The sequence below is a fragment of the Frischella perrara genome, assembly GCF_000807275.1.
GTDB classification, from domain to species: Bacteria; Pseudomonadota; Gammaproteobacteria; order Enterobacterales; family Orbaceae; genus Frischella; species Frischella perrara.
Genome location: NZ_CP009056.1, coordinates 1,560,884 through 1,585,410 on the forward strand (window position 1 = coordinate 1,560,884; position 24,527 = coordinate 1,585,410).

General features: G+C 32.1%; 19 protein-coding genes. 13 read left to right on the plus strand and 6 right to left on the minus strand.

Annotated features, from left to right (window positions below; all coding sequences use genetic code 11):
- Positions 1 to 42 precede the first annotated feature (42 nt).
- The 4 genes from FPB0191_RS06825 to serC form a co-directional block, all read right to left on the minus strand.
- Positions 43 to 2,196, minus strand: a complete 2,154-nt coding sequence (locus FPB0191_RS06825; RefSeq protein WP_039104908.1) for a peptidase domain-containing ABC transporter — start codon at positions 2,194 to 2,196, stop codon at positions 43 to 45.
- A gap of 2 nt (positions 2,197 to 2,198) precedes the next feature.
- Entirely contained in the window at positions 2,199 to 3,461 is a 1,263-nt protein-coding gene (locus tag FPB0191_RS11725; protein ID WP_082018267.1) for an HlyD family secretion protein, read from the minus strand.
- A gap of 413 nt (positions 3,462 to 3,874) precedes the next feature.
- Positions 3,875 to 4,273 carry a hypothetical protein gene (locus tag FPB0191_RS11730; protein ID WP_052236844.1) on the minus strand — a complete coding sequence of 133 codons (399 nt, stop codon included), beginning with the start codon at positions 4,271 to 4,273 and terminating at the stop codon, positions 3,875 to 3,877.
- A gap of 771 nt (positions 4,274 to 5,044) precedes the next feature.
- Entirely contained in the window at positions 5,045 to 6,130 is a 1,086-nt protein-coding gene (serC, locus tag FPB0191_RS06840; protein ID WP_039104909.1) for a 3-phosphoserine/phosphohydroxythreonine transaminase, read from the minus strand.
- A 259-nt stretch (positions 6,131 to 6,389) separates the two neighbouring features.
- On the opposite strand from serC, the gene pcnB reads away from it, so the two are divergent.
- The 6 genes from pcnB to sppA all read left to right on the plus strand — a co-directional run bounded on the left by pcnB (position 6,390) and on the right by sppA (position 15,509).
- Entirely contained in the window at positions 6,390 to 7,805 is a 1,416-nt protein-coding gene (pcnB, locus tag FPB0191_RS06845; protein ID WP_211305600.1) for a polynucleotide adenylyltransferase PcnB, read from the plus strand.
- A gap of 261 nt (positions 7,806 to 8,066) precedes the next feature.
- A complete protein-coding gene (gene lptD, locus FPB0191_RS06850) occupies positions 8,067 to 10,460 on the plus strand; it encodes an LPS assembly protein LptD (RefSeq protein ID WP_039104910.1) in 2,394 nt (797 codons plus the stop codon).
- Positions 10,447 to 11,805 (plus strand): peptidylprolyl isomerase SurA, encoded by a 1,359-nt coding sequence (surA, locus tag FPB0191_RS06855; protein ID WP_082018269.1) that lies wholly within the window; start codon positions 10,447 to 10,449, stop codon positions 11,803 to 11,805. The genes lptD and surA overlap by 14 nt, the downstream gene beginning before the upstream one ends.
- A 1-nt stretch (position 11,806) precedes the next feature.
- Positions 11,807 to 12,628: a 16S rRNA (adenine(1518)-N(6)/adenine(1519)-N(6))-dimethyltransferase RsmA gene (rsmA, locus tag FPB0191_RS06860; RefSeq protein WP_039106834.1), complete on the plus strand. Its 822-nt coding sequence runs from the start codon at positions 11,807 to 11,809 to the stop codon at positions 12,626 to 12,628.
- Positions 12,629 to 12,630: 2 nt separating this feature from the next.
- A complete protein-coding gene (gene apaH, locus FPB0191_RS06865) occupies positions 12,631 to 13,440 on the plus strand; it encodes a bis(5'-nucleosyl)-tetraphosphatase (symmetrical) ApaH (protein ID WP_039104911.1) in 810 nt (269 codons plus the stop codon).
- Positions 13,441 to 13,673: 233 nt separating this feature from the next.
- Positions 13,674 to 15,509: a signal peptide peptidase SppA gene (sppA, locus tag FPB0191_RS06870; RefSeq protein WP_039104912.1), complete on the plus strand. Its 1,836-nt coding sequence runs from the start codon at positions 13,674 to 13,676 to the stop codon at positions 15,507 to 15,509.
- A gap of 70 nt (positions 15,510 to 15,579) precedes the next feature.
- Here sppA and asnA read toward each other — a convergent pair whose 3' ends face one another.
- Complete coding sequence (asnA, locus tag FPB0191_RS06875) at positions 15,580 to 16,572, minus strand: aspartate--ammonia ligase (protein ID WP_039104913.1); 993 nt, start codon at positions 16,570 to 16,572, stop codon at positions 15,580 to 15,582.
- A gap of 372 nt (positions 16,573 to 16,944) precedes the next feature.
- The gene (gene fabB / locus FPB0191_RS06880; RefSeq protein WP_039104914.1) at positions 16,945 to 18,156 is read right to left on the minus strand and encodes a beta-ketoacyl-ACP synthase I; all 1,212 of its coding nucleotides are present in this window, start codon (positions 18,154 to 18,156) and stop codon (positions 16,945 to 16,947) included.
- Between the two features lie 248 nt (positions 18,157 to 18,404).
- On the opposite strand from fabB, the gene rsfS reads away from it, so the two are divergent.
- The 7 genes from rsfS (at position 18,405) to FPB0191_RS06915 (ending at position 24,525) form a co-directional block, all read left to right on the plus strand.
- Positions 18,405 to 18,731: a ribosome silencing factor gene (rsfS, locus tag FPB0191_RS06885; RefSeq protein ID WP_039104915.1), complete on the plus strand. Its 327-nt coding sequence runs from the start codon at positions 18,405 to 18,407 to the stop codon at positions 18,729 to 18,731.
- 5 nt (positions 18,732 to 18,736) lie between these two features.
- Positions 18,737 to 19,207 (plus strand): 23S rRNA (pseudouridine(1915)-N(3))-methyltransferase RlmH, encoded by a 471-nt coding sequence (gene rlmH / locus FPB0191_RS06890; protein WP_039104916.1) that lies wholly within the window; start codon positions 18,737 to 18,739, stop codon positions 19,205 to 19,207.
- A gap of 8 nt (positions 19,208 to 19,215) precedes the next feature.
- Positions 19,216 to 19,674, plus strand: coding sequence for an rRNA maturation RNase YbeY (gene ybeY / locus FPB0191_RS06895; RefSeq protein WP_039104917.1), 459 nt, complete (start codon positions 19,216 to 19,218; stop codon positions 19,672 to 19,674).
- A 238-nt stretch (positions 19,675 to 19,912) separates the two neighbouring features.
- Positions 19,913 to 20,779: a CNNM family magnesium/cobalt transport protein CorC gene (gene corC, locus FPB0191_RS06900; protein WP_039104918.1), complete on the plus strand. Its 867-nt coding sequence runs from the start codon at positions 19,913 to 19,915 to the stop codon at positions 20,777 to 20,779.
- Positions 20,780 to 22,339: an apolipoprotein N-acyltransferase gene (gene lnt, locus FPB0191_RS06905; protein ID WP_039104919.1), complete on the plus strand. Its 1,560-nt coding sequence runs from the start codon at positions 20,780 to 20,782 to the stop codon at positions 22,337 to 22,339.
- Positions 22,340 to 22,794: 455 nt separating this feature from the next.
- Positions 22,795 to 23,715 carry a glutamate/aspartate ABC transporter substrate-binding protein gene (locus FPB0191_RS06910; protein ID WP_039104920.1) on the plus strand — a complete coding sequence of 307 codons (921 nt, stop codon included), beginning with the start codon at positions 22,795 to 22,797 and terminating at the stop codon, positions 23,713 to 23,715.
- A gap of 75 nt (positions 23,716 to 23,790) precedes the next feature.
- The gene (locus FPB0191_RS06915; RefSeq protein WP_039106836.1) at positions 23,791 to 24,525 is read left to right on the plus strand and encodes an amino acid ABC transporter permease; all 735 of its coding nucleotides are present in this window, start codon (positions 23,791 to 23,793) and stop codon (positions 24,523 to 24,525) included.
- Positions 24,526 to 24,527 lie beyond the last annotated feature (2 nt).

Genomic DNA, 24,527 nt, shown 5'->3' on the forward strand with positions numbered 1-24,527 from the left:
AAAACTATCAGAATTCTGAATTACGTATTTCGATATAAATATTTAATCTAACGCTTCACTAGCTGCGTTTTCTCCATGTTTATTCAATTCATCAGAAATGATTCTTCCTTTATTCAAAACAATAATTCTATCTGCTGCATTAATAGTTTCAGGTCTATGCGCTATAACCAATTTAGTAAAATGATATTTTTTCATGGCGTTATTTACAGCAATTTCATTTGGTACATCTAGATGACTTGTTGCTTCATCTAGGGCGAGGATTTGAGGGTTACGATACAAGGATCTTGCCAATAAAATCCGCTGTTTTTGACCTCCCGATATTCCTGTTCCGATTTCACCGATGAGTGTATTATATCCCATTGGCATATATTTTATTTCTTCATGAATTGAAGCATCTATCGCACATTTTTCAATTTCATTAAAATCAGGAGAAGCTTGGAAAAAACTTATATTCTCTGCTATGGTTCCAGTAAATAAATGATCTTCTTGCATGACAGTAGCAATTAATTTCCTATAACTATTTTTATTAATAGTTGAAAGTGGAATCCCGCCGATGAATACTTCACCTCGAGTGGGAGTTAGTAATCCTAAAATTATTTTTAGTAATGTTGTTTTCCCACAACCCGAAGCTCCGGTAATTGCTAAACATTGTCCCATTGGTATTGTAAGATTAATATTATCTAGGATCATAGGTTCATTTTGCGAATACTGATAAGATATATTTTCTAATTTTATAGTGACATCATGAATTGTATTTTTTTCAAAAATAGAATTTGTTTCTGAATTATCTTCAGGTAGCGTTAAAACAATATCAGCAAGGCGTTCAACATGGATTTTCAACATTAAAATATCACTAATTTTATCAATCAAAGAAATAATTCTACCTGAAAATTGTTCTTTATAGCTGATAAAAGCAAATAGCATACCTATTGAAAAATTGTTCTCTAAAATTAACAATGTAGCAACCCAAATAACAATTATTCTATCCAAACCAAAAATTATTTTATTGGCAAAACCCATTGATAACGAGAACTTTTCCATTCGTAAACCGGTATTAATTTCTTTTACCGATAAATTCATCCAATTAATTGAACGCTCGATTTGGTGATTATATAACCGGATACTTTGCATTCCCCGAATAGATTCTAGAAAGTGACTTTCTTGTTGAGCTTTATTAATAATATATTCAGAAATAATATTCTTTTGCGCATCAAATGAAACCCATCGCAATATTAAATAAAAAATAATAGCCAAAAAAGAAAACAAAGCTAATGCTTTACTATATAAAAACATCATAACAAAGGTTGTAACCACTAATATCCCATCTATTAAGCTAGAAACAACTTTATTAGTAATACCATCTTGGATTTCTTGAATTGAATGGAACTTTGAAATAATGTCGGCAAGACTTCGTTTTTGAAACCATTCTAATGGCAGATTTAAAATATGATTAAATACATTTCCTCGCCATTTGTAATTAAGTTGGATGGAAAATATTGAAATGAACCAATCTCTTAGTGTTTCAATTGAAGTTCTTAACAAAGTCAGTAATATGAAACCAATCCCTAATACCGTTAATAAATTTGTGTCATTTACGGCAATCACGTCATCAACGATCCATTGTAAATATAATGGTGAGATTAACATGCAAATTTGAATCATAATTCCTAAAAGGAATAACTTCACTAATCCTTTCTTCAAACCAATAATTTTACCTACAACAGATTTTGTAGAGATTTTTGAAGAAGATTTTTCTGGTTTAAATGTTGTGGCAGGATAAATCTCCAAAGCGACGCCTGTAAAATGTTTCGAAGCTTCACTCCACTTTATTTTAACTTTACCAATTGCGGGATCATGTATATAAAGTTTATTTCCTTTAATTTTTTTTAATACCACAAAATGATCTAAATCCCAGTGTAAAATACATGGACAAGTAAGATGTTTAATCGCCTCCATTTCTAATCTAACAGGACGAGAATTAAATTTTAAATCAGTTGCGATATTGATGATATTTTTAAGGGACGCGCCACGTAGCGTAAAAGGATATTTTTCTCTTAATTCTCTTAAACTAAACTCAATACCCCAATAATGACCAATCATCGCCAAACATGCAAGCCCGCACTCTGACAATTCATTTTGTAATATTATTGGTAGTTTTTTTCTTCTAAAAAATGTTATATCCAGTTGATGTTGCATGATCAAATACCTTGAATACTGATTAACGGTTCAAATATCCACTCATATATTTTCCTTTTATCTAATATAATATTAGATTCTAGGGACATGCCAATTTTCAATGGATAATGCTTGCCATATGCTAATATATCTTGGTTATTTAATTTAACTTTAATACGATAATAAGTATCTTTTTCATTGCTAAATAATTGAGAATAAATACCTAATGATTTTAACTCACTTGAATGTATGGCATTATTAGCAACATCAATAACTATTCCTGATTGCTGACCAAATTTTTGATAAGGGAATGCATCGTATCTCAATGATACAGATAACCCCTCTTCAATAAATCCAATTGCACTTGATGGTATAAATAGATTAGCCTCTAAAGTTGGATTATTTGGTAATACCGTGGCCATTAACATATTTTCATAAACACTCTGACCTTTAGAAACCAGAATATTACCAATTATGCCATCTTTTGGAGCAAATACTGTTGTAAACTTAAACGCATTATTTTCAACGAGTTCTTTTTCAATTGCTTCGATCTCATTCTCAAATATTGAAATCTCTTTTTGTTCTTCTAAAGGTATTTGGAGTAATTCAGTTTCTAAATCGTTAATATAACGATTTACAGAAGCAAGTTTTTGTTCTAAATCAAATAATAAGGATTTTTGATCAAGTGATTCGGATCTACGATTGTTGAATTCAATTTCCGATACAGCATTTACACTATAAAGTCTGTTATATTTCTCAAGTGTATCGTCTGTAATTTGCACTTTTTCAGTTTGAACTACAATTTGAGCTTCTAAAATTTTTTTTTCTTCTTCAAGATTTTTTTTTGTTTGTTGAGCTGAAATTATTTTTACTCTATTTTGTTCTAACTGTAAGTTATGCTCAATTGATAAACTATTTTTTCTACTTAGTAAGTATTTTTTAACAGCATCATAGGTAGTGCTGTATTTTAAATTTCTAAGTATAAACAATGGTTCACCCATTTTGACTTCTTGATTTTCCTTTACTAATACTTGATCAACAATACTATTCTCAGAAGGTAAGATAGTAATTACTCCCTCTTTAGGAAGTAAAGCACCTTTTACATTAATTTTGCGGCCATACTCAAAAAAAACGAAGAGATAAATAATTGCAATAAAAATCAAAATAAAGAATATTATGATTAAATTTACACTAAAGGGACTAGTAAGCATAATTTGTCCAATAAGTGTGGGCTTATTGTGCTCTATACACTCTTTTCTAAAAAGCGACTTATTTGGTTTATTCATTCAGTTATCTATTTTTTTAATTGTGCGAAAACATGATGAAAATTAAGTAATTTTATTTAAAATTGGAAGGTTACTTAACACATAACATTTTAATTTGTTCAATTAATTTCAAATTATATATTTACTTATGTATTTTATAATTGAGTCAAAATTGAAGATCTTTTTACTTATATACTTTCATATTAATAAATTAAATTTTATAGTTCATTAATTTAACAATAATTCACCCGTTAAAATAATTTTACATAGTTAAATAATAAACGATTTATTGGAAATATTCTTTCCAATAAATCTATGTTATAGGGAAACATTTATTATTCTTTTCCCATATAACATAGCTATAATTAATTGTTAATTAACATTCGTATTTGATTTTATGTTGGTTTAGAAAAATCTACATAGATTTATAGATTTTACCATTCAAAATCCAATCCTGTTTGAATAGAAGCGTCATGATCTTTCGCTTCAACCCATACATGAAAACGTCCAGAAGTACTACCACCAGAGTTGCCAGAACTACAAGAATTACCGCTTCCTCCCCAGTTGCCACCGTTACCGCCACATCCTCCGTTACCGCCGTTGCCGCCATTTCCGCAGTTGCCACCATTTCCCCAGTTACCACCATTTCCGCAGCCGCCACCATTACCCCAGTTGCCGCCGTTTCCCCAGTTGCCGCCATTTCCCCAGCCTCCTGAACCACAACCACAACATCCACCATTGACAGCTTCTAATTCATGATCATCAAGATCAATCATTTCAAAGTTATTTAAATGTACAGACTCTGATTGGCTATTTTTCTTGTTGTTAAACATATTTGCTCCTAATTAATTTTAATTTTATTTGAGTTATTTGATGTTATCATGTGTTTAATAATTGATAACGAAGCGATTATAATTTGATCCACTTTGAAGTCAAACAAATAATATCCTTGGTTTTTGGAAAAAGTGACCGATAAACGTAACATTTCATAATGAAACAGTGTAAAAATAGAAAATTTATATAATTTATTCAATAAATTATATTATATTTATTAACGTAAAACTTATATATAATACTATGTAGTTAATTGCTTAAAAATAAACCGACACGTGTTGGTGTTTCTATTTATGTTTCTATTTGTGTTTCTGTTTTTCAGATCTAAATATTTATAACACCAACCAAATTAAAATTTAATTTTTGAATAAATAAATATTTAATGATCTAAGTTCAATTATTTTGTTTGGTAAATAGTAGAATCACTGACGATTAAATAGATTTGATTAAAATGAATAATTTAAAAAACCTAAAATAATTATAAACATGGATAAATTATTTAATAAAATAATTAAACAATGAAATTCATAACAGATAAATAATAAGAAGTTTTATAAAAAACCATGAACAAAAAGCAATTTAGATACAAAGTATGGTATGTTGTAATGATTAAGTAAGATAATATTTAATCTAAATAATTGGACGTTAATATAAGATTAAAAAACAATCTGTCCATAACGTCCTCATTATCATAATTAAATATAAAAAAAGAGTTTCTCAATTTCTAAATATCGGAACTTAAATTCTAAAAATTAGCAATAGAGAATTTTTTATCCATTTGTTTTCTCAAACTCTTTCATAAATTCAATTAAATATTCTACTTCTGCTAGATCCATAGCATTATATATTGATGCTCGCATTCCACCAACAATACGATGACCTTTAATTCCAATAATCCCATGTTGGCTAGCTTTTTCAACAAACCGCTTATCAAGATCTTCACTCGGTGATGTAAAAGGTACATTCATAATTGAGCGGTTTTCAGTCGCTATGCGATTATGATAAAAATCAGATTGATCAATATAACGATATAACATCTCTGCTTTTGAACGATTGCGTTCTTCCATTGCAGTTAATCCACCAAGTTGTTTAATCCATTTAAAAACTAAACCTGACATATACCATGCAAAAGTTGGTGGCGTATTAAACATTGAATCATGTTTAGCCTGCACCGCATAATCTAAAATTGATGGTAATTCTTGCTTAGCTTTGCCAATTAAATCATCCCTTACAATCACAATAGTAATACCTGAAGGACCTATATTTTTTTGTGCTCCTGCATAAATAATGCCATACTGAGAGATATTAATAGGTTTAGATAATATGCAAGAAGAGAAATCTGCCACGATAGTTTTATTATCGAAAGTCGGATCATCAAAAATGGCTAACCCTTCAATAGTTTCATTTGGACAATAATGAATATATGCACTATCAGGATTGATTTGCCATTGTTCATATGGCTTTAAACTTAAAATACCATTATTATCGTTTTGAATCTTAATTCGATTTACGTGACAATATTTTTCCGCTTCATCACTCGCGCATTTGCTCCAATAACCACTTTCTATATAATCCGCTGTTGTATTATCGGACAAAATATTTAATGGAACAGATGCAAATTGGGCCCTTGCACCACCTTGTAAGAAAAGTACCTTATAATTATCTGGGATATTTAATATATCGCGTAAATCTTGAGTCGCTTCTAATGCGTATTGTTCAAAATCTTTACCTCGATGACTAAGTTCCATTACTGAACAACCCGTCTGATGCCAATTTAAAAGCTCGGCTTGTGCTTGAATAAGTACTTCGTGAGGAAGCATCGCTGGACCAGCGCTAAAATTAATCGTTTTTTTCATTATTCTATGCTCTTGATATAATAACCATTATTCATTTTATTACATAAATAAGTAAAGGCAATTATAACAATGAAATTGAATGATAAGATAAGTAAGATTAATTAATTTTTGATAATTATTCAGGTTAGGTTATAATTGAAAGAATTTTTTAGTATTGCCATCATTGTTGAGGTGTCAAATTTTTAAATTAGTTACACGAATATGTCAGAAGTTATTCCAACCCCAATCATCAAATAAAACAAAATCGAATATTAGGCAATTGACAAAATCAGGTTTGGAAATACCTACAGATTCTAAATGTGAGATTATCCCTCGTAAACAACATGATATTTCACGTCAAGCAATTAGCGAGAATGCCTTGAAAGTTTTGTATCGGCTGAATAAGCAGGGTTATCAAGCTTATTTGGTAGGTGGATGTGTCCGCGATCTTTTATTAGGTAAAAAACCGAAAGACTTTGATATTACAACAAATGCGACTCCAGAACAGGTACAAAAAGCATTCCGTAATTGTCGCTTAGTGGGGCGCCGTTTTCGCTTAGCTCATATTATGTTTGGTAAAGAGATTATTGAAGTTGCAACATTCAGAGGTGACCATAGTAATTTAAATTCTGAAATCACTAATACTAAGCTGACGAAAATAGATTCTAATATGTCCAAACGTTCTCAATCAGGGATGTTATTGCGTGATAATGTTTACGGCACAATCGAAGAAGATGCTATGCGTCGTGATTTTACTATTAATGGTTTATATTATAGTGTTAAAGATTTTACTATTCGAGATTATTGCCACGGTATTGATGATTTAAAAAACGGTTTAATTCGTTTAATTGGCGATCCTGAAACACGATATCGTGAAGATCCTGTCAGAATGTTACGCGCAATTCGATTTGCAGCTAAATTGAATATGACTATTGAGTCAAATACAGCAGCACCAATTAAATCATTAGCATCTTTATTAAAAAATATTCCTAGTGCTAGATTGTTTGATGAGGCAATTAAATTATTCCAATCTGGTCATGGTTTACCTACCTATCATCTTTTAAGAAAATATCATTTATTTTTTATACTTTTTCCTACATTACAACGCAGCTTTAATTATCAACAACGATCGAATAAAGCTGACATTAGCTATGCTGAACAGATCATTGAGCAAGCATTAAAAAACACTGATTATCGTATAGCTAATTACAAAAGAGTAAATCCTGCTTACCTATTTGCTGTTATGCTTTGGTATCCATTAGCAGAGCGTACCAGAGAAATTATTATGGAAAGTGGTTTGACTTATCATGATGCATTTGACTTAGCGATGAATGATATTTTAAAAGAACAATGTTCTGTCATTGCTATACCTAAACGACTCACATCAACTATGTGTGATATTTGGCGCCTACAGTTGCGTTTTAGTAAACGTAGCCTTAAACGTGTTACTTCCATTTTTGAACATCCTAAATTCAGGGCTGCCTATGATTTATTAGAGTTACGTGCATCAATTGAAAAAGGCGAATTACTTGAATTAGCTAAATGGTGGGATGAGTATCAACACTGTGGTCTAGATCAACGTTTAAAAATGGTGAAGCAGATTACTCAAAATGACTCAAAATACCAGAATATGAATAAGGCTCGCAATAAATCAAAATCTTTTCGCTCTCGCAATAAAGGTAAAAAAACTGAATAAAGAGAAATAATATAATTAATAACGATGTAATTGCTATTAATTAATATACCAATTCGTCATCGTGCACAGTAAATAATTTATGCATTTGATTATGACTATTAACAATATTTATTATTAGCAATTTTTTCTTTATTATCTTTACTCTTCATCAAGAAAATAAAATCTTAACCGATTTTACGCTTATTCGTTAACACTTTTGTAAATTAACGTTATAATATTGGGATTGGAAATAATGTGTGATAATTGCTTAGATAAAAACTAATGAAAAAACTAACTCCTTCTTTTATTGCTATTACTGTTTGTTTATCAATATATTCAACAAACAACTATGCTGATGAAAATAAAATACTTAAGCAATTTGAAACACAAACTAACCCCCGATGTCTTACTAATGTACCAAAAAGTAATTTATCTGATCCACAAGATAATATTAATGATTTGCCAATCAATGTCATGTCAGATAGTTTTAAGGCAGAGTTACCAAACAAAGCTATCTATAATGGCAATGTGGTAGTAACACAAGGTAATCGCCAAATTAATTCTGACCAATTAACATTAATTCAATCCCAAAATCAAAATCGAGAAATCATTTTAAATGGTAATGTGAGCTATCAAGATAATATGATTGAGATGCATGGAGATAAAGCCTCCATGAATTTGGTTAACAAAGAAATTCAAATTGATAAATCACAATATAACTTAGTAAATCGATTAGGTCGAGGTTCAGCGGAAAGCGTTCAATTTACAAATAATCGATATTTAATTATTAACGAGGGTAGTTTTACATCATGTCCAGTTGATAATAAAAGTTGGAATATAGAAGGTTCTAAGATTGTTCATGATAATGACGAACAATTGTTAGAAGTATGGAATGCAGTATTTAGAATTGCAAATGTACCCGTATTATATACACCTTATTTACAATTACCTACTGGAAACAAAAGGCGTTCTGGTTTACTGATGCCTGATTTTTCTTATAACAGTATCGGTGGAATTGACTTTTCATTACCTTTTTATTGGAATATTGCACCTAACTATGATGCAACTTTTACACCAAGGATTATTCAAAAACGCGGTATACAACTGCAAACTGAAGCACGTTATCTTAATGCATTAGGTTATGGTACCTTGGCATTTGATTGGCTGCAACATGATAAACAATATAGTAATGATAGAAATCAAAAACATCACAGCAATGATTCTGGATATAGTGACAATAGTTACCGTTGGTTATTCCATTGGAAAAATGAGGAACAGATTAACGATAACTGGCGACTTGCAGTTAACACTACGCGAGTAAGTGATAACCAATATATTACAGATTTGGGTTCAAAATATGCTTCTGAAACAGATGGATATCTAACCCAAGATTATACGATTGGCTATGCCGATGAAAAATGGGATGTTGATCTAAACTATAAATATTTCCAACCATTATATGACAGCTTAAAGCACAAATTATATAGACCAGAACCACAATTAAATATTAATTACTATGATTCAGTTGGAGATTTTAATTTTAAAACCTTTACTCAAGTCTCCCACTTTGTAACTTCTGGAAAGGAAAATCCCAAAACATGGCGATTCCATTTTGAACCCGTTGTAAACTATAACATTATTTCGTCCTGGGCATCATTATCTACAGAAGCTGGTTTTCTGGCTACTCGTTATAATCAAGATGTTCCAAAATCAAACCAGAGTAAAGCTTATCTTAAAGAGAATACCAATCGGTTTCTACCAAAATTCAGCATTGATGGCAAAATAATTTTTGAACGTAATATAAATTCTTTTGCTGGTTATACTCAAACTATTGAACCAAGAGTTAAGTATCTTTATATTCCATACCGAAACCAATCGCGTATTGATAACTATGATTCATCATTATTACAATCAGATTATATCGGGTTATTTAGAGAGCAGCCATTTAGTGGACTTGATCGTATCGCATCTGCAAACAAATTAGCAAGCGGCATTACAACCCGTGTATATGATGATAATCAAGTCGAAAGATTTAATTTATCTTTTGGTCAAGTTTATTATTTTACTCGTTCAAAAACAGGCGATAACAGTTCTCTGCTAGATCAGGATAAAGACACTGGCACATTAACATGGGCTATGGACAATTTCTGGCGTATTAATGACGATATGATTTTTAGAAGTGGAGTGCAATATGATACGCGTATTAATAAAGTATCTCTAGCAAATGCCATATATGAATATCGTATTAGTGAAAATAAAATGACACAACTTTCTTATCGCTATGCGAATAAAAAATATATTGATAGTATTGATACAGGCACCGATAAGAATCCTTACAAGCAAAATATCTCTCAATTTGGTGTCATGAGTTCATGGCCACTTACTGATAGTATTAGTGCAGTTGGTTCCCTTTTTTATGATATTGATAATAATCAGATTGCAGATGATTTTATTGGATTACGTTATGAAGATTGTTGTTGGGGTGTGAGTTTACAATATGGACGTAAAATTGTTGACTGGAACAGTGATTCAAAATCCAGTAAATATGAAAATAAATTCTCAATCAATTTTGAACTTAGAGGACTTAATCAAAATCGAAATACTATTGCAAAAATGCTAGATTTTGGCTTGCTTCCATATAATACGGCGTTTGATGAGAATTATGGAACTAAATAACAAATTATATTGTCAAATTGAAACATCAACGAATGAATGGTTAACCATGATTACTAAATTTAAACTCTTTTTAATATCTTTTTTTGTATTAGCTTATTCGGTGAGTGTACAGGCTGCACCAAAAGTTCTTGATAGTGTTGTTGCTGTAGTGAATAACAACGTAATTTTACAAAGTGAAGTAAATGAAGTATTACGCAATGTTAAGGCAAGCACTGATCCACAAAATCTACCAGATGATAAAACATTAAAACAACAAATTATTGATCGTTTAATTAATGAAAATTTAATATTACAACAAGCAAAAAAATTGAATATCACCGTTAGTGAAGAAGATATTACTGCGACAATCAAATCAATAGCAGCTAAAAATAATATGACCGTTGATGAATTACGAAGCTACTTAGCAAGTGTCGGAATGAGTTATAGCAGCTATCGTAACAAAATATCTAATGAAATACTTATTGATCAAGCGCGTATGAATATTATCAAACAACGTATTTTTATTAGCGATAGAGAGGTTAATAATTTAGCTAACACGATTGCAAAACAACCAAATAAAAATCGTGAAGTCAACATTAGTCATATTTTAATTGCCCTGCCTGATAGCCCGAGCAAGAAACAAATTTCAGATGCGAGTAACAAAGCCCAGAAAATTGTTGATCGTCTAAAAAATGGGGAAAACTTTGCCAAACTAGCTGCCACTTATTCTAATGATGAAAGAGCTTTGGACGGCGGTAAAATGGGATGGCATAAATTAAATGAATTACCATCCATTTTTGAAGAACGTTTAGTTCGAGCTCAAAAAAATGACATTATTGGTCCAATTCGTTCAGGTGTCGGATTTCATATCCTAAAAGTCGAAGGAAACCATTCTGAAGCATCAAAATCAATAACAATTACCGAAGTGAATGCTCGTCATATCCTTGTAAAAACCAACGTATTAGTGACTGATGAAATAGCAAAAAATAAAATTCAAGAAATTCGTCAATCTATAGTTAATGGTGTTTCATCTTTTGCATCAGCTGCTAAAAACTATTCAGAAGATCCAGGGTCTGCTGATAAAGGCGGAGAGTTAGGTTGGAATAATCCGGATAATTTTGATAGTAATTTCCGTTCTGCTTTATTGAAATTAAAGAAAGGTGAAATTAGTCAACCAGTTAAATCTAATTACGGTTGGCATTTAATTCAACTCATTGATAGCCGCAAGGTTGATAAAACTGAAGCTGCAATGAAAGATCAGGCTTATCGATTAATATTTAATCGTAAATTCAGTGAAGAATTACAAGTCTGGATACAAGAACTTAGAGGCGATGCCTATATCAAAATTACAGGTGATGATAATTAGTATGAATAATCGAATGCATCAAGGACACTTTGCTCGTAAACGTTTTGGACAGAATTTTTTAAATGATGAAAATGTTATCGAAAATATTGTTGCTGCTATTCAACCAAAAAAGGATCAAGCGTTAGTAGAAATTGGTCCAGGTTTAGCAGCTTTGACTTTACCCGTTAGCCAATATGTCGATCATTTGACTGTTATTGAAATTGACCGTGATTTAGCAACCCGATTACTTGAAAATCCGTTTTTAAAAGATAAGATAAATGTTATTCAACAAGATGCCATGACAGTAGATTTTACTGCATTAGCAAATCAAATGAATCAACCATTAAGAGTCTTTGGTAATTTACCCTATAATATTTCAACACCTTTGATGTTTCATCTTTTCCAATTCACGCATGCCATTAGTGATATGCATTTTATGCTACAAAAAGAAGTAGTGAATCGGTTAGTTGCTGCACCAAATTCAAAAGCCTATGGGCGATTAAGTGTTATGGCACAATATTATTGTCAAATTATTCCTGTATTAGAGGTTCCGCCTTATGCATTCAAACCTGCACCAAAAGTTGATTCTGCCGTTGTGAAATTGATTCCTTATAAGAGTTTACCTCATCCTGTTAATGATATTCGCGCTCTATCGCGAATTACAACTGAAGCATTTAACCAGCGTCGCAAGACAATCCGTAATAGTTTAAGTAATATCTTTTCTGCAGAATCTTTAACTAATCTAGGCATTGATTTAGACGCTCGGGCTGAAAATCTTAGCGTCGAACAATACTGCCAGCTTGCTAACGCCTATAGTAAAACCTATAGTATAATGAGTGAATAATTATGGCTAATCTACTAATTGGTGATATTCATGGTTGTTATTATGAATTTATGCGTGTTTTAGAAAAAGCCGGTTTTAGTTCAACTGATACAATCTGGTTAACTGGTGATCTTGTCGCTCGGGGACCAGATTCATTATCTGTGTTACGTTTTGTAAAACAACATAGTGATCAGATTAGATTGACATTAGGCAATCATGATATTCATCTATTAGCTGTTTATGCAGGTATTACTAAAATTAGTAAAAAAGATCATACAGAACAAATTTTCAATGCTTCTGATTGCGATGAACTAATTAACTGGTTGCGACGCCAACCCTTATTACAAATTGATGAAGAGCTTAATTTAATTATGGCACATGCTGGTATTTCACCACAATGGGATTTACCTACTGCTATCAAATGTGCTAAAGATCTTAGTTCTATATTATCTAGCGATACTTATCCACTCTTTCTAGATTCAATGTATGGTGATTTTCCTGATAGTTGGAGTGACGATCTACAAGGTTTAGATCGATTACGTTTCATTGCTAATGCATTTACTCGTATGCGATATTGTTATGATGATGGGCGACTTGATTTTTACTGTAAAGATGCCGTGGAAGATGCACCAAGTAAACTTAAACCATGGTTTATGTTACCGCGTAAAATACCTGAACAATATAGCATTGTTTTTGGGCATTGGGCTTCTTTAAAAGGTAAAGGTACTCCCGATAATGTCTACGGATTAGATACAGGATGCTGTTGGGGGGGGAAATTGACCTGCTTGCGCTGGGAAGATAAACAGTATTTTCATAAACGTCATCATAAGTAGTTGAAAGAAGAGTATGCTTTTACAATAAGTCGCAACACTCAAATTTAATAATTCAATTTTACTATGACCTCTAATTTATCGCCTAATATCTTCAATATTAGGCGATTTGCTTTATCTTTATTATAATAATTTATCAGTTATATATAAAACCTGTTTAATAATTTAATTACACGGGTGTTTTTTTAGCATTATGAAGTTATACTTATTAAACTTAATTAAAATAAGGATTGTGTATGTTTATTTGGCGCATTATTCGTACTGGGCTTAAATATATTTGGAAGACAATTAATACAGTAAGAATCATTACTTTAAATTTGGTCTTTTTTTTCATCCTCTTTATGGTAATTGGATTAAGTGGATCAAATATAAGTCCTCAATCGGGCATTTTAGTTCTTGATATTGAAGGTGTTCTTGTTGATTCAACCAATATGGACCCAAATTTCTATCAATTAAGCAGAAAATTAAGTGGTAACAAAGTTGATCCAGCACGTGAAAACAATTTGTTTGAAATCACACAAAAAATAGATCAAGCTGCCACAGATCCCAATATAAAAGGAATCGTTCTAAAATTAGATAATTTTGATGGCGGTTCCCTTCCTTCTCTTGAATATTTAGCTAAATATTTAAAAAAATTTAAAGCCACAGGAAAACCAATTTACGCCTACGGAAGTAGCTATAATCAAAAACAATATTATTTGGCAAGCCTAGCCAATAAAATTTATTTATCTAACTTTGGTTCTGTTGAGCTTTATGGTTTGGCTGCTAATAATTTTTACTTTAAATCGTTGTTGGATAATTTAAAAATTAAAACACATGTTTTTAGAGTTGGAACATATAAATCAGCTGTTGAACCTTATATCCGTAATGATATGTCAAAAGAGGCAAAGGAAAATACTCGTCGTTGGTTAACTTCCATGTGGAAAAATTACTTAAATGATATTTCCGATTCTCGAGGAAAACCTGCTGGTTCTTTATCCCCTAAAGCTAATACATTAATAGAGCGTTTGAAAGCTGTTTCAGGAAATATGACTGAGTATGCTTTAGAAAATAATATTGTCGACACAGTTGTTTCAGATTATGAATTTGAACAAGAAATGCATTCACAATTTAAAACAAGCGATTCTGTGAGTATTTATGATTATCAGCTCAATGCTAAAGCTATGCAATCATTTGAACCAAATTCACCAGCAACTCACCATAAACCATTAATTGCTGTTGTGTTTGTTAATGGTACAATTTCACAAGGCAATAGTAGTGAAATGATTGTAGGCAGTAATTCTATTACTAAGCAACTAAGAGCATTAGGTAATGATAAAAGTGTTCGCGCTGTAGTTTTACGAATCAATAGCCCAGGCGGAAGTGTTAATGGTTCAGAAGAAATTCGTTCTGAATTAGCAGCATTAAGGGAAAAAGACATTCCTGTTGTTGTTTCTATGGGGGGAATGGCTGCATCAGGAGGCTATTGGATTGCAACAGAATCAGATTATATCTATTCAAGTGCCAATACTATAACTGGATCAATTGGTATTTTTGGCATTTTACCAAATTTTGAAGGGACCTTAAATAATATTGGCATTAATTCTGATGGCGTAGCGACTTCACCATTGGCGGGGGTCACAATGACCAAAGAAATACCAGAACAGTTTAGTCAGTTGATGCAAATGAGTGTTAACAATGGTTATGATAATTTTCTATCTATTGTTTCACAAGCTCGAAATATGAATTATGATGATGTTGATAAAATTGCTCAAGGTCAAGTTTGGTTAGGTGAAGAAGCGCTAAAAATAGGATTAGTTGATGAAATCGGTGATATTGACAATGCCATTCAAAAAGCAGCAACTATAGCAGGTGTTTCTGATTATACTGTGACATGGCAAAAACAAGAAGCTGATTTATTTAGCTCAATTCTCAATAATTATTCAGCCATTTTACCTAATACATTAACTCAATTGATTTATAACGAGTTACCTGCAGCAAAACAATTTAAAGAACAAATAACTATTTGGAATAGCTTAAATAAAGCACAAAATAGATATGTTTACTGTTTAAGTTGTGCTGATGTCAAATAATTATTTTAATTAACTAAAAGGGCTTCATTTAAAGCCCTTTTTTAATAACTATGGTTTTATTTTGTATGATTTAAAGTAAATCAGAATAGTTTTGTGTGGTTTGTGCATCCCATACACTTGATTGCACTTGTCCGATGTGTTTACATTGCAAAAGTAGCATGACTAATCTTGATTGACCAATGCCTCCTCCAATTGTAGGTAGTAGTGTTCCATTGATAAGTGCTTGATGCCAAGGTAAATTCAGCCGATCTTCATCATTAGTACTCTGTAATTGTTTTTGTAATGCTTTCGCATCAACCCGAATTCCCATAGAAGAAATTTCAAAAGCACTGTTTAAAATTGGATTCCAAACCACAATATCTCCATTTAAACCATAGTGTCCCTCTTCATTTTTTGTAGACCAATCATCATAATCCGGCGCACGTACATCATGTTTTTGATTGTTAGATAACACACCACCAATTCCGATAATGAAAACTGCGCCCAGTTCTTTAGCAATCGCATTTTCCCGCTCTTTAGCAGATAAATTAGGATAGCGTTTAAGCAGACTTTCACTATCAATAAATTGTATATTTTCAGGCAAAAAAGACTTTAATCCATATTTTTCCGCTACGATAAGCTCAGTTTGTTTAATTGCTGTATATATTTGCTTAACAGTAGATTTTAAAAAAGCAATGTTTCTATCCTCAGGAGCAATGACTTTTTCCCAATCCCATTGGTCAACGTATACAGAATGAATTGGTGTTAACACGTCTTCATCAGGACGTAATGCTTTCATATTCGCATATAGCCCCTCCCCTACGGCAAAATGAAATTGGCTTAGAATTTTACGTTTCCATTTAGCTAATGAATGAACGACTTCAAATTTTGCATTGGCAATACTTTTTATATTAACTTGTACCGCTTTTTCGTGACCGGATAAATTATCCTGAATACCATCCCCAATTCTGCTCAAAATAGGAGCTTGTACTTCAATTAAATTAAGCTGATTAGAAAGTTGTTGAGAAAAATATGTTTTTACAAAGGCAATTTGATTTTGTAATTGTTTATATGAAGATTGCATACGACTCCTTAACAAGATTGCTTCAATACATAAGTATAACGATAATTTTAAATCGAATTATTAATAGGTCATAGAAACCTAATCAATAACTATAATTATTATGTACATTACCATAAACGAGAATACGTAATTATTCAAATTAATCTCATTTATCTTATTATTGAAAAAATAAACTTTATATTATTAATGCAAAAATGCTTTGTTATCGCTTAGCTTCAATTAACCAACACACTTTGTGTTGTTAAATCTTTGCGATAAATATACAGAATCCGTATTAAATAGATGAACTTTTGACAAGTTATTATTATAGAAAGTAAAAAGACACCGAAAATCGGTGCCTCTTTTTAGATACATAAATTTATATTAAAAAAATTACTTATTGTATTTTCTTAAAACGATTGCGGCGTTTGTACCACCAAAACCAAAACTATTAGACATAACGGTAGTTAATTCTCTTTCGGTTGGTTTGGTTACAATGTTCATGCCAATTGCAGCTTCATCTAATTCATCCACATTAATACTTGGCGCAATAAAATTATTTTGTAACATCAATAAGCTAAAAATAACTTCTTGAGCTCCTGTTGCACTTAATGAATGCCCAGTCATTGATTTAGTAGAAGAAATAGCAGGTACATTTTCACCGAAAACTTGTTTAATTGCCCATAGCTCTTTCACATCACCAACAGGTGTTGATGTACCATGGGTATTAATATAATCAATTGGAGTGTCAACACTTTCAATAGCAAGCTGCATACAACGTACCGCACCTTCACCTGAAGGAGAAACCATATCGTAACCATCAGAGGTAGCGCCATAACCCACAATTTCACCATAAATATGTGCACCACGTGCTAAAGCATGCTCAAGTTCTTCAACTACAACCATACCTGCACCACCAGCAATAACAAAACCATCACGATTACTGTCATATGCACGCGATGCTTTTTCAGGGGTATCATTATATTTTGTAGATAGTGCACCCATAGCATCAAATTCACATGACATTTCCCAAGTTAGTTCTTCACCACCGCCGGCAAACACAATATCTTGCTTTCCTAATTGAATTAATTCTGCTGCATGACCAATACAATGTACCGAAGTTGCACAAGCAGAAGTCATTGAATAGCTTACACCTTTAATTTTGAATGGTGTAGCCAAACAAGCAGAAATAGCCGAAGACATTGATTTTGTAACAGCGTAAGGACCAACACCACGTAATCCTTTTTCTTTCATGCCTGCGACAACTGCATATTGTGTTTTAGTCGAACCACCATAACCGGTAATAAGACCTGTTCTTGGATTAGAAACCATTTCCGGTGAAAGTTGAGCATCTTCAATTGCTTGTTGTAATGCTAAGTAACCATAAATTGAAGCATCATTCATAAAACGTACCACTTTACGATCAATTAAACCAGTGGTATCAAGTTTAACATTACCGCACACATGGCTACGCATGCCACTATCTTTCATTTCCTGAGAGAAAGTGATTCCACTTTTCCCAATTTTTAGAGCTTCTAATACCTCTTTAGTATTGTTCCCAATACTTGATAAAATTCCTAAACCTGTAATAACAACTCTTTTCATGTAATACTTTGCTCCCAAAGAAACATTTGTCATATGATAAATCGCGCTAATTATAGCTTACACTTGTAAGCTGAACAACTATATTTAGTACTTTTTGAAAATCAATTTTGTTTCTATCTCTAAAAATAGCATTAATAGTCTCTTTATTTAGACTTACAATTTTTTATATAACCTATATGAAGCGTTTGGGATATTTGGTTACTCTCGTAATAATATGCTAAAATGAGCGCAGATTTTTGTTAGAATTTATGAGGATTATTTTGCAGCAGTCACTTCAAGAATTTATTATCGATAAAATTGATGATCTTAAAGGAAAAAATATTACTTTATTAGATGTTCAAGGTAAATCAAGTATTACCGATTATATGGTAGTTTGTACCGGTACTTCTAATCGCCATGTCAGTTCCATAGCAAATCACTTATTGGATGAAGCAAAAAAACATGGTTATCTGGTATTAGGTGCCGAAGGACAAAACGATGCTGATTGGGTTGTGGTCGATTTCGACTCTGTTATGGTTCATATTATGCAAGAAGAAAGTCGTCAGCTTTATGAACTTGAAAAGCTCTGGAGCTAAGATTAGTGAAGCTTCAACTTATCGCAGTTGGTACTAAGATGCCACAATGGGTAACAACTGCTTTTAAAGAGTATTGTTCCCGTTTTCCTAAAGATATGCCTTTAGAACTTATTGAGATTCCAGCAGGAAAAAGAACCAAAAATGCTGATATCACAAGGATTTTAGATAAAGAAGGCGAACAAATGCTTGCTAATTGTGGAAAAGGTAATCGTATTGTAACTCTTGATATTCCTGGTAAGCCTTTAACAAGCGAAAATTTGTCAAATGAATTAGAAAAATGGAAAATTGATGGGCGCGATGTCAGTTTATTGATTGGGGGACCAGAAGGATTATCGCCTGCATGTAAAACCGCTGCTCATCAAAGTTGGTCATTATCGCCATTAACCCTGCCCCATCCATTAGTGAGAGTTATTGTTGCCGAGAGTCTCTATCGCGCATGGAGCATTAACACTAACCACCCTTATCATAGAGAATAAGCGATAATATGGATAAAATTATTTTAGATTTACAGATAGCTACTTCTGATAGCAATGATATCCCATCACAAGATAAAATACAGCAATGGTTAACCTTCATATTACCGCAATTTGTAAATGAAGCAGAACTAACAATCAGAATTGTTGATGAGCAAGAAAGCCAATATCTTAATAACCTTTATCGTCATAAGGATAGACCAACAAATGTGCTTTCCTTTCCTTTTGAATCACCCGTAGAAATGGAAACCCCGTTATTAGGTGATTTAGTAATCTGTAAACAAATCGTTCAAAAAGAGGCGCTAGAGCAAAACAAATCATTAGAGTCACACTGGGCGCATATGATAGTACATGGTTGCTTACATTTATTGGGTTATGATCATATTGATGATAATGAAGCGCAAGAAATGGAGTCTATTGAAATCGACATCATGGCAGCTTTAGGTTTTGCTAATCCCTATGAGACTTAATAAATATATCAGCTCAAACAACAAATATATTAAAAAAATGGAATGAAAAATTAATATTATTACTGGGCACAACAGAGTAAGAAATAACTCGATTGTTGCAGTTATCTAATGATATTGTTATCATTTCAATATATTTATATTGTTAATATAATAAACAAAGTAATGATTGTGAATAATATTAACGATGTAGAACTTAAATCAAAAAGAGTCAGTAACCTTTTGGAAGGAATAATATAAAATGGTCGATGATAATCACCGGCGATCTAAAAGAAAGTTAACGCTATGGCTAAATCAATTATTCAGTTCAGAACCTCAAAATAGAGATGAACTGATCACTTTAATTCGGGAAGCTCAAGAAAACCAATTAATTGATCCTGATACACTGGACATGATAGAAGGTGTAATGGATATTGCTGAACAACGTGTCAGAGATATCATGATACCCCGAACTCAAATTGTTCCAATCAAACTAAATTACACTTTAACTGAATGTTTAAATATTATTTTCGAATATGGACATTCCCGTTATCCCGTTATCAGCGATGATCGTGATCATATTGAAGGTATTTTGCTAGCAAAAGATCTTTTAATATTTATGCAACAAGGTAATGAGTCTTTCGATCTTAAAAAGATTTTACGTCCAGCCGTTATCGTGCCTGAGGGTAAGCGCGTTGATCATATGTTGAAAGAATTTAGAATGCAACGTTACCATATGGCAATAGCTATTGATGAGTTTGGTGGAGTATCTGGTTTAGTCACAATTGAAGATATTTTAGAACTCATTGTCGGTGACATTGAAGATGAATACGATGAAATAGAAGATCGTAACATTCGTAAGCTCTCCCCATCGGTCTTTACTGTTAAAGCTTTAACCACCATTGAAGATTTTAATGAGATTTTTTCAACTCATTTTAGTGATGAAGATGTTGATACCATCGGTGGTTTGGTAATGCAGTATTTTGGACGATTACCTGTCAAAGGTGAAACAGTTACTATAGAAGGCTATCAATTTAAAGTTGCATTGGCTGACAAACGACGCATTATCCAATTACATGTTACTTTGCCCGACAATGCCCCCGAGCCGGATTTAGAGAAACAAAACTAAATGATTAAGCAAGTAATGATACCACGTATATTGGCTATTCTACTTGGTGCCATAGCCGTTTTTAGCTACGCTCCTTTTCATTATTCATTGCTTGCTTTCTTCTCTTATACCGGACTTTTACTATTAATTGCTGATAAAACCATAAAGCAAGCTGCTATAATTGGATTATGTTGGGGTATCGGCTACTTTAGTTCTGGAGTACATTGGGTATATATTAGCATTAAACAATATGGCGAATTACCTACCATCATCGCGTTATTGATATTAGCCTTACTTATTCTTTATTTGTCCATTTATCCTTTAATATTTAGCTTATTACTCAGATTATTTCGCAAATTTGCACCTGCTTATTCAATCAAACAATTGGTATTTTTAGCACCCGTAATTTGGCAATTTACTGAATTCTTACGTGGATATATTCTTGGTGGTTTTTCATGGTTGCAATTTGGCTATAGTCAAATTGATTCCCCCCTAAAAGGATTATTTCCACTAATAGGGATTGATGGTGTTAATATTACCTTCAGTTGTTTATGTGGTTTATTAGCGTATTTAAGCTATCATTTATTCTGCACTATTCAAAATAAAAAACTAACATTAGCTAAAATGCACTTTTTTAATGCATCAATTGCACTATTGGTAGTTTACTTTGCACCATTACTGTTCAGTTTAACCTCATGGACTCACCCAGATCATTCTCGTCAGGTTAATATTGCTTTAATTCAAGGTAATATTGCTCAATCATTAAAATGGAATCGGACACAGTTAAATCAAACACTCACAACCTATTATTCATTAACTAATTCTGTAATTAAATCAAATGATATCGTTATCTGGCCTGAAGCTGCTATAACCGATTTAGAAACTGAACAACAACTTTACCTTAAAGATATTGATCACATAGCAAGAGAGAATAATAGTTCCGTTGCCGTCGGTATCATTGATCTTAAATATCAACAAGATAATTATGATATATATAATAGTTTAATTGTTTTGGGAGACAAAAAACCTTATCAATATCCTACAAGTAACCGTTATCTGAAACACCATCTCGTGCCTTTTGGTGAATATATTCCTTTACAATCGTTGCTGGAACCTATATCAAGTTTACTCAATATTCCAATGTCGTCTATGTCTTCTGGAGCAAAAATTCAAAAGCCATTGATTATGCAAGGTCTTAAATTCACTACAGTAATTTGCTATGAAGCGATTTTGTCAGATTTAGTTTTAGAGAATTTCAATAGCGATAGTGATTTCATTTTAACAGTCTCTAATGATGCTTGGTTTGGTGATTCAATTGGACCATGGCAACATTTACAAATGGTACAGGCAAGAGCACTCGAATTTGGTAGAAACGTAATTCGAAGCACCAATAACGGCATAACAGCTTTCATTGATTCTCATGGCAATATTATTAAACAAGCACCACAATTTGAAACCACCACTCTAAGTATGAAATTATCTCCAAGCCAAGGGCTAACACCTTATGCAACATGGGGAAAATTACCTTATATAATATTATTAGGTTTACTGCTCTCTTTATTCATTATCAAAATAAAATAATTCTAAATATGGCATAATTTTTGCTTAATTATAATTGGTATAATTATAACGACTCACTGAATTGCGTATAAACTTAATAACAGAAACTCATCATTTTGTTTGTTCTTTTAAATTTTTATTCACAATTTACTGTTTAAGTATCAATAAGGTTTATATTTTATTGACTATTTTAATCAGCAACTCCATATAGTTTTATCAGATTCTAGGAGTATTAAATCGTAACTATTTTACTAAAAAGTGCCAAAAATTTAATAAATTAGCTAAAAACACCTTAATTTATTTTTATTAAAAAACCAATTAATTCAATAAGTTAACCATAAAGCTATGCATAAAAAGAGCATAAATATGCAAATAATTTACTGTTATAAGCAAAAATCAGTTATAATATGCAATTGTTGCCAAAAATATCAAGGATATTGAATGCAATATAAACCTTAGAAAAAGAGGAAATTGATATGACTAAATTTAAAAAGTCAAAGACTAAACTGGCTATATTAATGTTATCATTGGGCATGCTTGGATCAATCCAATCAGTCGCTAATGCTGAAGAATTAACCGGGACACTAGCGAAGATTAAAGATAGCGGCGTAATTGTTGTCGGCCATCGTGAATCATCAATTCCTTTTTCTTATTATGATAATAATCAAAATGTAATTGGTTATTCGCAAGACTATTCAAATCTGATTGTTGATGCGGTTAAAAAAGAACTGAATATGCCTAATTTAAAAGTGAAATATTTACCCGTCTCTTCTAAAACGCGTATTCAATTATTAAATAACTATACCTACGATTTTGAGTGTGGTTCAACAACTAATAATCTTGAACGTCAAAAAGTCGTTGATTTTTCTAATTCAATTTTTATTGTTGGTACACGCTTTTTAGTAAAAGCTGATAGCAATATCAATGGAATTGAAGATCTTAAAGGTAAAAATGTAACGACAACTGCAGGAACAACTTCTGAAATTCGTCTGAATCAGCTTAATAATCGCGATAAATTGAAAATTAGGATTATTACACCTAAAGATCATGGTGATACATTTAACGCGCTTGAAACAGGTCGTGCTGCTGCGTTCCTAATGGATGACGCTTTACTGGCTGGTGAGCGTTCGCGTGCTGTTAATCCTGCTGAATGGAAAATTGTTGGCGAACCTCTTTCTTATGAATCTTATGGCTGTATGATAAGAAAAGGCGATACTCAATTTAAACAATTGATTGACAAAGTCATCGCAGATGCGCAAACTTCTGGCAAAGCTTTAGAATCATATAACCGTTGGTTTACACAACCTGTTCCACCTAATGGTGCAAATATGGAACTTGAAATTTCACCTAAAATGGTAGAGCTTTTTGCCAACCCTAACGACAAAGCATTAGATTAATTGCTTTAGATTTGCTAATCAAAGTACTGAATGTATTTTGCATTCAGTACAAACCTAACAAATAATAATTTAATTATGAATTTTAATTGGACTTTATTTCTTGAACCAACACCTTATGGTGATGGTGTTTATTTTGACTGGCTTTGGAATGGTGTAATTGTCACTACTTCATTAGCTTTTACGGCATGGATTATTGCGTTCATTCTAGGCTCAGTAATCGGAATTATGCGTACACTTAACAACAAATTTTTAAATAAATTTGCTGTAATATATATTGAACTTTTCCGTAATATTCCATTATTAGCTCAAATGTTTTTGTGGTATATGATTATGCCCGAAATGTTAAGTGGATCTTTGAAAACATGGTTTATCGAGGATCTTGACCCGAATATTCATAGCTTTATTCTGGCAGCTATTGCTTTAGGTTTATTCACTTCGGCACGTATTGCTGAACAAGTTCGGACGGGTATCCAAACTTTACCTGTAGGACAGAAATATGCTGCGGTAGCTTTAGGTTTATCAAAAGTACAAATGTATGGTTATATTTTACTACCTAATGCTTATCGCAAAATTATTCCGACTTTAACATCGGAAATGACTAATATTATCAAAAACTCATCTGTTGCATCGACAATAGGTTTAATTGATCTAATTGGTCAAATTGATCGTATTAATGAGTCAACCAATAGTATTGTTGAAATATTATGTGGTGTAACACTAACCTTTATGATTATCAACTATTCGGTGATTTTAGTTATGCGAATTGTAGAGTGGAACACTCGTTTACCTAATACGATGAGTGGAGGTTAATA

What these genes read in the sequence shown, in the direction of transcription:
- FPB0191_RS06825 (WP_039104908.1), bottom strand. Translation starts at nt 2,196, where the DNA reads ATGCAACATCAACTGGATATAACATTTTTTAGAAGAAAAAAACTACCA.
- FPB0191_RS11725 (WP_082018267.1), bottom strand. Translation starts at nt 3,461, where the DNA reads ATGAATAAACCAAATAAGTCGCTTTTTAGAAAAGAGTGTATAGAGCAC.
- FPB0191_RS11730 (WP_052236844.1), bottom strand. Translation starts at nt 4,273, where the DNA reads ATGTTTAACAACAAGAAAAATAGCCAATCAGAGTCTGTACATTTAAAT.
- serC (WP_039104909.1), bottom strand. Translation starts at nt 6,130, where the DNA reads ATGAAAAAAACGATTAATTTTAGCGCTGGTCCAGCGATGCTTCCTCAC.
- lptD (WP_039104910.1), top strand. Translation starts at nt 8,067, where the DNA reads ATGAAAAAACTAACTCCTTCTTTTATTGCTATTACTGTTTGTTTATCA.
- surA (WP_082018269.1), top strand. Translation starts at nt 10,447, where the DNA reads ATGGAACTAAATAACAAATTATATTGTCAAATTGAAACATCAACGAAT.
- rsmA (WP_039106834.1), top strand. Translation starts at nt 11,807, where the DNA reads ATGAATAATCGAATGCATCAAGGACACTTTGCTCGTAAACGTTTTGGA.
- apaH (WP_039104911.1), top strand. Translation starts at nt 12,631, where the DNA reads ATGGCTAATCTACTAATTGGTGATATTCATGGTTGTTATTATGAATTT.
- sppA (WP_039104912.1), top strand. Translation starts at nt 13,674, where the DNA reads ATGTTTATTTGGCGCATTATTCGTACTGGGCTTAAATATATTTGGAAG.
- asnA (WP_039104913.1), bottom strand. Translation starts at nt 16,572, where the DNA reads ATGCAATCTTCATATAAACAATTACAAAATCAAATTGCCTTTGTAAAA.
- fabB (WP_039104914.1), bottom strand. Translation starts at nt 18,156, where the DNA reads ATGAAAAGAGTTGTTATTACAGGTTTAGGAATTTTATCAAGTATTGGG.
- rsfS (WP_039104915.1), top strand. Translation starts at nt 18,405, where the DNA reads ATGAGGATTATTTTGCAGCAGTCACTTCAAGAATTTATTATCGATAAA.
- ybeY (WP_039104917.1), top strand. Translation starts at nt 19,216, where the DNA reads ATGGATAAAATTATTTTAGATTTACAGATAGCTACTTCTGATAGCAAT.
- corC (WP_039104918.1), top strand. Translation starts at nt 19,913, where the DNA reads ATGGTCGATGATAATCACCGGCGATCTAAAAGAAAGTTAACGCTATGG.
- lnt (WP_039104919.1), top strand. Translation starts at nt 20,780, where the DNA reads ATGATTAAGCAAGTAATGATACCACGTATATTGGCTATTCTACTTGGT.
- FPB0191_RS06910 (WP_039104920.1), top strand. Translation starts at nt 22,795, where the DNA reads ATGACTAAATTTAAAAAGTCAAAGACTAAACTGGCTATATTAATGTTA.
- FPB0191_RS06915 (WP_039106836.1), top strand. Translation starts at nt 23,791, where the DNA reads ATGAATTTTAATTGGACTTTATTTCTTGAACCAACACCTTATGGTGAT.